At 35.3% G+C, this 9,283-nt stretch carries 7 protein-coding genes; all 7 read left to right on the top strand.

The annotated features are described in order from the left end of the window. Positions 1-1,266: 1,266 nt before the first annotated feature. The 7 genes from AC3DU7_RS03215 (at position 1,267) to AC3DU7_RS03185 (ending at position 9,084) form a co-directional block, all read left to right on the top strand. Positions 1,267-1,722, top strand: a complete 456-nt coding sequence (locus AC3DU7_RS03215) for a hypothetical protein (protein WP_488037923.1) — start codon at positions 1,267-1,269, stop codon at positions 1,720-1,722. Between the two features lie 368 nt (positions 1,723-2,090). After that, positions 2,091-3,377 carry a phosphopyruvate hydratase gene (gene eno, locus AC3DU7_RS03210; RefSeq protein WP_488037922.1) on the top strand — a complete coding sequence of 429 codons (1,287 nt, stop codon included), beginning with the start codon at positions 2,091-2,093 and terminating at the stop codon, positions 3,375-3,377. Between the two features lie 1,351 nt (positions 3,378-4,728). Further along, the gene (locus AC3DU7_RS03205; protein ID WP_488037921.1) at positions 4,729-5,409 is read left to right on the top strand and encodes a class I SAM-dependent DNA methyltransferase; all 681 of its coding nucleotides are present in this window, start codon (positions 4,729-4,731) and stop codon (positions 5,407-5,409) included. A 552-nt stretch (positions 5,410-5,961) separates the two neighbouring features. Continuing rightward, positions 5,962-6,891 (top strand): 2-oxoglutarate and iron-dependent oxygenase domain-containing protein, encoded by a 930-nt coding sequence (locus AC3DU7_RS03200; RefSeq protein ID WP_488037920.1) that lies wholly within the window; start codon positions 5,962-5,964, stop codon positions 6,889-6,891. Between the two features lie 139 nt (positions 6,892-7,030). Continuing rightward, positions 7,031-7,735 (top strand): class I SAM-dependent DNA methyltransferase, encoded by a 705-nt coding sequence (locus tag AC3DU7_RS03195; RefSeq protein ID WP_488037919.1) that lies wholly within the window; start codon positions 7,031-7,033, stop codon positions 7,733-7,735. Positions 7,736-7,786: 51 nt separating this feature from the next. Then, entirely contained in the window at positions 7,787-8,509 is a 723-nt protein-coding gene (locus tag AC3DU7_RS03190) for a CmcI family methyltransferase (protein WP_488037918.1), read from the top strand. Further along, a complete protein-coding gene (locus AC3DU7_RS03185) occupies positions 8,458-9,084 on the top strand; it encodes a TauD/TfdA family dioxygenase (protein WP_488037925.1) in 627 nt (208 codons plus the stop codon). The genes AC3DU7_RS03190 and AC3DU7_RS03185 overlap by 52 nt, the downstream gene beginning before the upstream one ends. Positions 9,085-9,283 lie beyond the last annotated feature (199 nt).

Genomic DNA, 9,283 nt, shown 5'->3' with positions numbered 1-9,283 from the left:
CGACCGCTTTTTATCCCCTTAAAAGGGGAGGCGCATACCCACGATTTTTCGGTCATTCGGAGCTTTATATCCAATCAAACAGATTTGATATAAAAAATATTCTCCAATCACTATAACTACTAAATCTTTCTAATTCTTTCTCCTCGAGAGTTCTGACTCCTGAAGACTTATAGGGGTTTTTACTCATGTTGAAAAACTTCAGCATAGCTGCCCTCTGCTTTACAGGAGTGCGTATTCTTTCCCTTGGTCGATGGATAATCCCACTTTACGGGAAGCTTTGCTAACGAACCCTTGTGTCTTGCACGCCCCGTGAAGTCGCACTGCTTCTGCCTTTAAGCCAAAATCTTTATAGTTAACAAAAATTACTATAAGCAATCTATAACTTTTTAACCGAATTTGATATTAAAAGTAAATTTGCGTAAATTCTACAGAGTTAGGTGTTACCTATTAGGTGCTATACCAATTTGATGTGATACTCCACAAAATAATGAAATTTATTAATTTGTCTGTTTCGATCTACAGTTAACTCTGATTAAGATATTATTCTATGCAACTTTATATTCATTTGGTATTAAGTTTCTGTACTTTGAATCAAAGGGTATTTAAATCTTCCTGATATCAAATCTACCGATCAAAAAGTAGTTTTTCAAGTGTCGATATAATCTTTACTATCTTTAACAACTTTTACCTAGCTAAAACAATAAATATACTCTTTATTCTATTCATATAAAAAATATCTAATTTAAAGCAAATTAGATGTTTTAAAATCAAAAAAAGCCAAAAATAAATGTATTTTTCTTGATTTAAAGTAAAGGTATCATCTAATTTTTTCTAGTTATTCAGGCAAAATGAGATGGTCTAGGCAAAACCCTTAAATCAATTTTTTGTATAGTAAAAAACAATATATCTTGGGAAATTAACTCATCATTAATATTCAACTAGTACTCATAATTTTGACACGATCGCAATATTAAGTACTTTTACTTAATATTAAATGTATGATTTTAATTATGTTTTATCAAAAAATATAAGTAAATACAACTAAATTTAAAATAACATGTTACAAAAACTGTAATTGGCCTTGAGCTGAGTCACCATAACCTAGTGATACAGAACAAAATTTACGCCATAATGCTCACTAAGACTCATAGATACAAATCAATATTCTTACAATACAATTACTGGTATATATAAATAATCAAATAACCTTAGATTGTCGATCATCCTAAATATCAATCTAAATATCAAAATGAGGACAGACTAGAAATGTCTAACATCAGCAAAAATAAAATTGAATATGACGAGCGATCGCTCAAAAAATTAGCTAGGGCTTTAACAATGTCTGAGGGTGATTTTTCGCTAATTTTAGTCCGTTGTAATTCTCCAGAATTAAGAGAACAGATTCTCGAAAAACTTAAACAAGAATACCCTGTAGAATACCAAGAGTTAGCATTAGACCACTCTACTGATACTCTTTACTCTAGTATCAGCAAAAACTTGGGCCCTATTTCCCCAAAAGCTCTGATGGTTAAGAGTTTAGAATCAGTTAATACTCTAGATAGATTATTAATAGCAGCTAACCTACTCAGAAATAAATTCCAAAATTTTCACTTTCCATTAGTATTGTGGGTGACAGACGAAATTCATAAAAAATTGATTCGTGTAGCGCCAGATTTTCAAAGTTGGGCATCGGCCATTAGCTTTAACCCCAAATCTGCCTAAAACTAACTTTAAAATTTTAAATAACTAATATAATTTAATTTTATAACTCGTTAAAATTACTTATAGTTTGCCGTTGACTATTTTTTGAAAATATCTAATAAGATATATTTTTTTAGTCCAGACAATTATAAGAAAAGTATAAAAAAATACATACTTAATTAATACTTAGTGATATTGCAAGGAAATTAATAAAATTATTAAACATTTTTGATATCTAGCTCAAAAGCCGGATTAACCTTCTATTCTGTCAGTGGAAATGCTAAATTTTGCTAATTTGGGTTGACAAATACGACTCCCTATAGAGCAAGAAACCCGACATTAGTATTTAGCCAACACCATTAAACTTGACAGGATAAGGAAGAAAAAATATGGAGACAGGTATTGAATCAATCCAGGCCAGAGAAATCCTCGACTCCCGTGGTCGTCCAACAATAGAAGCGGAAGTCCACCTAGCCAATGGTATAATTGGCCTAGCCCAAGTTCCCAGTGGTGCATCTACAGGTAGCTTTGAAGCCCATGAACTTCGGGATGGAGATCAAGGACGCTACAGTGGCAAAGGGGTACTCACAGCAGTAAAAAACGTTGAAGAAAAAATTACCCCTGCCCTACTGAAAATTAATGCTCTCAACCAAACCTCAGTTGATAGCAAAATGATTGAAACAGACAGCTCCCCCAATAAAAGTAATTTAGGTGCTAATGCTATCCTCGCTGTCTCCCTAGCCACTGCTAAAGCAGCAGCTAATGCTGTAGGTATGCCACTATACCGCTATTTAGGAGGACCACAAGCCAGTCTGCTACCAGTACCTTTGATGAATGTGATTAATGGTGGTGCGCACGCTGCTAATAACGTAGACATTCAAGAATTTATGATCGTACCTGTGGGTGCGCCCTCATTTAAAGAAGCATTGCGCTGGGGTGCAGAAGTCTTCGCTACCCTTAGTGGAGTTCTCAAAGACAAAGGTTTACTAGGTGGAGTAGGAGACGAAGGTGGTTATGCTCCCAACTTGGGATCGAACCAAGAAGCATTAGATATATTAATTGCAGCTATTGAGAAAGCAGGTTACAAGCCAGGAGAACAAGTAGCTCTAGCATTAGATGTAGCGGCTAGCGAATTTTACAAAGATGGTAACTATATATATGACGGCGCAACTCATTCCCCTACTGAATTGATTGATTATTTAGCTAGTTTAGTCGATCGATATCCTATTGTCTCCATAGAAGATGGCCTACATGAAGACGACTGGGACAGTTGGGTACAGCTAACCCAAAAATTAAGTAGCAAAATTCAATTAGTGGGAGATGACTTATTTGTTACCAACCCTTCTCGTTTACAAAAAGGCATTGATATGAGTGCTGGTAACTCAATTTTAATTAAACTTAACCAAATAGGTTCCCTGACTGAAACTCTAGAAACTATAGACTTAGCAACTCGTAATGGTTTCCGCTCAGTTATCAGTCACCGCTCGGGAGAAACAGAAGATACAACTATTGCTGACTTGGCAGTAGGAACACGAGCAGGTCAAATCAAAACAGGTTCCCTGTGTCGTAGCGAACGAGTAGCTAAGTATAATCGACTTTTACGGATCGAGGATGAATTAGGCGAGCGTGCCATCTATGCAGGAACAGTAGGTTTAGGACCAAAAGGCCGAAATTAGGTTAGTGGTTTAATACCATCAAAAACTAAGCAACAACAGGAAAATTGTTAGGGATAGAAACTCAAATGGGATAATACCAGAGTTTCTTCCCATTTATCAGCAATTAAGCCAAAAGTTGACTGTTGACTATAGTAATTTTCTCAACTAAACTTGAAACTGTTAAACCTGCTATATCCTTGAAAGGGAAAGTTTTTGATGAAAAATCAAACTAACGTTTCATTCATAGGCACAGGGACAATGAACTGTCCAATCATGTTCAAATTACTTGACAAAGGCAACTGGATAAGACTGGATGAAAGACGTCGAAAAGCAACAAAACCAGCGATCGCGACAGGTATAGGTAGAGTAATCGAGAAAGTATGATATTCTATAATGAATGTAAGGCTAAAATTAAGCTTAATTAATGCGATGCTTGAAATCACTGAGATAAACTGTCAAGATGAAGCTCTTTGTCATTCTCAAGAGGGAAAATTAGCTATGAATAAAGCTCTGTGTTGACAACCTACTTGCCTTATGCTATCTCTTCACCAAACGTAATGAATACTTAATACAATTTTAAGATGTGATATAGCAAGATAGCATTCAGCAAGTAAAGCTAGGTAATAAAGTAAAAAGATTTGAAATATAAGTCAGTATATTACTAGCACAAAGCGAGCTAATACAAGTCATTCCCAATGAACTCTAAGGAGGGATCGTAGGTATTACATTCTCGTCACTACCACCAGTACCATTAACTAATGCAAGAAAAATATAGCTTGGATATTCAGCGGGAGTGATTTTAGTTGATAACTGCATCCTAAGATATTGATGGCTAGCTAGTTAAACTTATTGCTGTCTCATGATAGAAAGCAGCTAACGGCAAAAAAAACCTAAAGCTCAACACCACTAAGGATCAATGAGTGAATCAAAGATTATGAAAATATTAGTATTGTATGTAAAGACAAAAAATCATGCTACAAAAGATACCCACGCTCCCTTATGAAAGAGGAATATGTAGCAAGTATTTGAATCTTTATAACTTGTAGTGAGCAGATATACCGCAGATTACTAAAGCTGTGAAATAAAAAATGACAACCAACTGCTAGTGTAAAACTAAAGTATGCTAGTACTCTTCAAAAAAATGCCAAAGCTAGTCTCCAAAAAAATTATTTTTGGCTAGGTTTGAGTGATTTTAGTCGACAAAATGGACAAAGATAAAGTGTTTAAAATGCTTGAGGAAGAGTTTAATTTAGCACAAACTCGATAGCACCTCAAACATTAGCTAGCTATGTGTTGTTAATACGACACAAGCTAGAAACTTAATGTGAAAACAAGAAATCAGACAAAAATAGTGTAGTTAGGAATAAAAACAATGAATCAAGCAGTACAAAATAAAGATAACCAAAGTTTTGATGCAATAAAAGAAGCTCATCATCTGTCTGGTGACGCAGAAAAGCTCCAAACATACTACGACAAATGGGCAATCGCATATAACAGCGATGTGTCCAATGAAAAGTATATAGGACCAGAATATATTGTCAACTTATTGACAACATTGAAAAGCAATAATGGCTTAAAAACAGTAGACTCAAGCGATCGTCAGATAAAAATTCTAGATACAGGATGTGGTACAGGTTTAGTGGGTACAGTCCTCAAGCAAAAAGGTTATCAGAATGTAGATGGGTGCGATCTGTCTGAAGGAATGGTAGAACAAGCTCGTTCAACAGGTGCTTATAATTTTCTGGAAAGTGGAATTGACCTCACCAAAAAAAATGAAGCTTATGAGGATAACCAATACGATGCGACAATTTGTTGTGGCGTGTTCACTTTAGGTCATGTACCACCAACTGCTTTGTTAGAACTAATCCGAATTACCAAACCAGGTGGCTGGGTAGTAGTAAGTACCCGCAAGAGCTATTACGACAGCACTAATTTCCAAGAGATTTGCGACCGCTACCAACAAGAAGGTAAAGTCAAATTGGTCAACCATGTTAAGGATGGTCCATATATTGCTGAAGAAGGGGCACACTATTGGGCATTTGCAGTTTGTTAATCGACAAGCTGCTTTCATTAATGGATAATTGATAATGGATAATTGATAATTACCTCTGGTTAAAACCGTTAAGGAATCGAATATAAGCAAATATTCTAGCACTTTTTTTTCCCTTAAAAAGGTCGGCTTTAAACCAGAATTATTTAATTATTAATTATTAATTATTCGGTGGGCGAAGAGTGAAAGCTAACTATATAGCTTTAGCGAACGCGTGCATACAGTGTTACCTAGGCTGTTGATTCTGATGATTTTTCCACTCCGAAAAGTTATGCAGCACTACTCCTGCTTCTGTCTATGAACAAGAGATTATTAAAAGTGTCGCTCGGGTACTGTTTTTGAATTAGTCTTAGTATTTTTAAGATAGCCCTTGTTATTCCGCTATAGGGTAAAAGAGTCAAACAGAAAACCTGATAGAATCAACTCCCTAGGTTTTACCAAAATCTTAACTATTTTCTAGCAATAAGAATAAGAGGGAAAGCAAAAATCAGCTAACTCTACTATTTTTATTGCAAAAATTTCAATGGGAAATTGAACTACATAGGTATTGATGCTATGAAAAGTCTGCCAATTATCTCTTTATCAGAATTAGAAAAAGCTAGCCCTGAAGAAATTAAGAAATTGTATGATGTTTGCTACGAACATGGTTTTTTCTATCTTAAAGAACATGGAGTTTCTCCAGAAATAATCAATCAAACTATTGAGGCATCTCGGAAATTTTTTGAACTACCTGAAGAGGTAAAACAAAACTACCGTCAAGATATGCAAAAAGTTTATCCCAAAACTTCCAGGGGTTACGTTCCTTTGTATGGGGAATTTCTGAATAAAGAAATTGGGTTTGACCCCAAAGAAATTTTTGATTTAGGTATAGAAAGACCTTTATCAGAGCAACCATTTACAGGTCCGACAGTTATACCTGATGATAGTGTAGCTCCAGGTTTTGCCAGCTCTCATTATCAGCTACAAAGTGAAATAATGACAAAGGTAACTCCTAAATTATTAAAAGGATTAGCCTTAGCTTTAGGATTAGAAACTAATTTCTTCGATAGATTTTTTACAGAGCCAACATTAATCCAACGCACGATTTATTATCCAGCAGGTATGGGAAAAGCAGGAAAACATACTGATAATGGCATATTTACAGTTTTAATTCAAGAATATTTTCCTCAGCCTTCCTTGAGAGTTCATACTAAAGAAGAATGGATAGATGCTCCCTGTGTAGAAGATGCCTTTGTGATTAATTTAGGGGATATGTTACAAATGTGGACAAAAGGATTATTTGTCAGTACGCCCCATGAAGTATTTCATCGTAATGATGAAGCAACTCGAATATCAATTCCCTTCTTTGTTTATCCAAATATTGATGCAATAATTGAACCATTTGGAACTACTGAAAAAATTAGTGCTAAAGAAGTAATGTTAAAGAATTTTGTGTCAATTTGGGAAACTCATGAAGGAGCAGGTAGGGCTAAAGAATTAGCCTAAATTTAGAGATAGATAAAAACTGAATAATGTCCATAAATCAAGCTTTAATAAATTACTCATTATCACCTATTTATTAAGGCTTTAATAACTATGTGTATCCACAAATTGAGTTAGTTTAGTAATAATTGTATGAGAATAAATGATTAACGAGTACGTTGAGATAGCCAATTATTATGACAACTTATTGACAAGTGGATACTTTAACTATGATTCCCTTAGCAATATCTTGTACAACTTACTTGGTGCTAGAAGAAAAGTTTTAGATATTGGTGTAGGGACTGGATTACTTACAGAAAAAATGCTTTCCTTGGCAAATTACAATATTGTTGGTGTTGATTTTTCTCCCCGAATGCTGGAAATTGCTAAGAAGAAATTAGTAAATTCAGATGTTAAGTTGATTTGTCAAGATATTACAGAATTTGAAACTGAGGAAAAGTTTGAAGCTATAGTTTCAACTGGAGGTGTTATTTGCGTAGTGGAAGAAGATGGAGAATATAAAATTGTTAGCCACATAACCGATACAGAAAAAAATAAGCAGTTGCTGGCAAAGCTACACAGTCAGTTAGACGAAGGTGGATTATTAGCATTGGGAATTCAGGGAACTCATACCAACTATAAAAAGGAAATCAAAGATAAGATTTTTTATGAGCAGAAAATCAAGAAAGAGGGAAATTATATTGATAAGTGGTATGTGTTTTCTCAAGCTAATGGAGAAATTCTCAACGAACAATTTTGCCGTTTTTATGTTTTTGATGGACAGCAGACAAATAAGGTTCTGACTGATGCAGGATTTCAGCAAGGATATCAGATTATTGATGACAAGTTTTTAGTCAGCTACAAATAATAGGGCAACTATGACACAATTAATGAATGCATAAACTGGGAAAATTTAACTATGAACGATTATCAAATAATTGCACAACAAGCAAGACACCAACAGGAACTCTTAAAGCCAAATCGCTTTGCCAAGATTTCTGAACGAGAAGACAAATCCGATCTCCCCGATTCAATTTGGCAACCCCTTTTGGCAAATGCCTACTTACAAAGTTGGAATGGCATAGCTCTCAACAAAGGAGTTACCGAAATAGGGATTTATCCTATGCTGTTGTCTGAACTTAAACCAAAAACAATTATTGAAATTGGTTCATTCACAGGTGGAAGTGGAGTTTGGTTAGCTGATTGTTTGGAAATATTTAAAGTCCAAGGAACTGTTTACTCTGTTGATATTGATCTTTCAATGCTGGATGAGAAAGCTAAAAATGAATCCGCGAGTCATTTTATCCAGGGAGATGGCAACAACCTTAGTATAGTGTTACCACCAGAAAAGCTTTCTGAGTTGCCACATCCTTGGCTTGTAACCCAAGATACTTCTATGGTAGATGTGACAGGATTACTAGAATATTTCCACAACAATGGCTCAAGAAGTGGAGATTACATAATCATTGAAGATACCAACAAATGGGTCTGGAATTCTTGGGGAGGAGGATGGGAAAATCAACAAGAAATGGAAAACGGCAGGCAGAAAATGCCTAAGTTAAGAGCTTGGTTAACAAACCATGAAGATGAATATTTGGTAGACACATATTATTTAGATATGTATGGTTACAATGGTCTGTAGCTGATAGCATACCTTACACAAATTCTGATTTAACATTACATACAGATTTGACGACCCGTCAGTTTCCAGGAGCTGTGCAAATGTTATTTTGCCTTGCCAATGATGCAGAGGGTGGGGAGAGCATTTTTGTGGATGGATTCCGTCTAGCAGAAGATTTACGTCAGTCAAATCCACAAGTTTTTCGCAATTTGTGTGAAACTAACTGGGAATGGGCATATTTTACTGAAGACAATCATAACCGTTTTACAGCACCAATATTAACTTTAGATAGCAATAACCAAATCTGTGCAGTACGCAGTATAGGGTTTCACCGAGGTCCTTTGCAGGTGCCATACAATCAGGTAGATGAGTGTTATAATGGACTGGTGACTTGGCTACGGCTTCTCAAGGAAAGTCAGTATCAAGTTTCCTTCAGATTAAAACCAGGAGATTTAATTGCTTTTGATAATCGTCGTATTCTTCATGGGCGTACTCATTTTGATATCAAGAGTGGTTTCAGACATCTCATTGCCTGTTACTTAGATAAAGACAATCTAATGTCTCAAATACCGGTTTTTAACGGTAAGATTAACTAGGGTTTGCTGAAAAAGTCTTTTTTAAGAAATAGGGGAGCGGGGGAGTAGGGGAGTAGGGGAATAATTTTTTTTGCCCAACTATGCGCCAAAAATACGCTCCATGCATGAGCATGAAGAGCTGAAAACCAAGGTATTTCAGACCTAAAAAGGCTAAAACTAACTATCAATTAAGAAAATAAAAAAGAATGATAGAATTAAT

The sequence above is a fragment of the Okeania sp. genome (assembly GCF_983059655.1).
The sequence above is the reverse complement of the archived record's forward strand: the minus strand, read 5'-3'. Positions and strand labels throughout refer to the sequence as shown.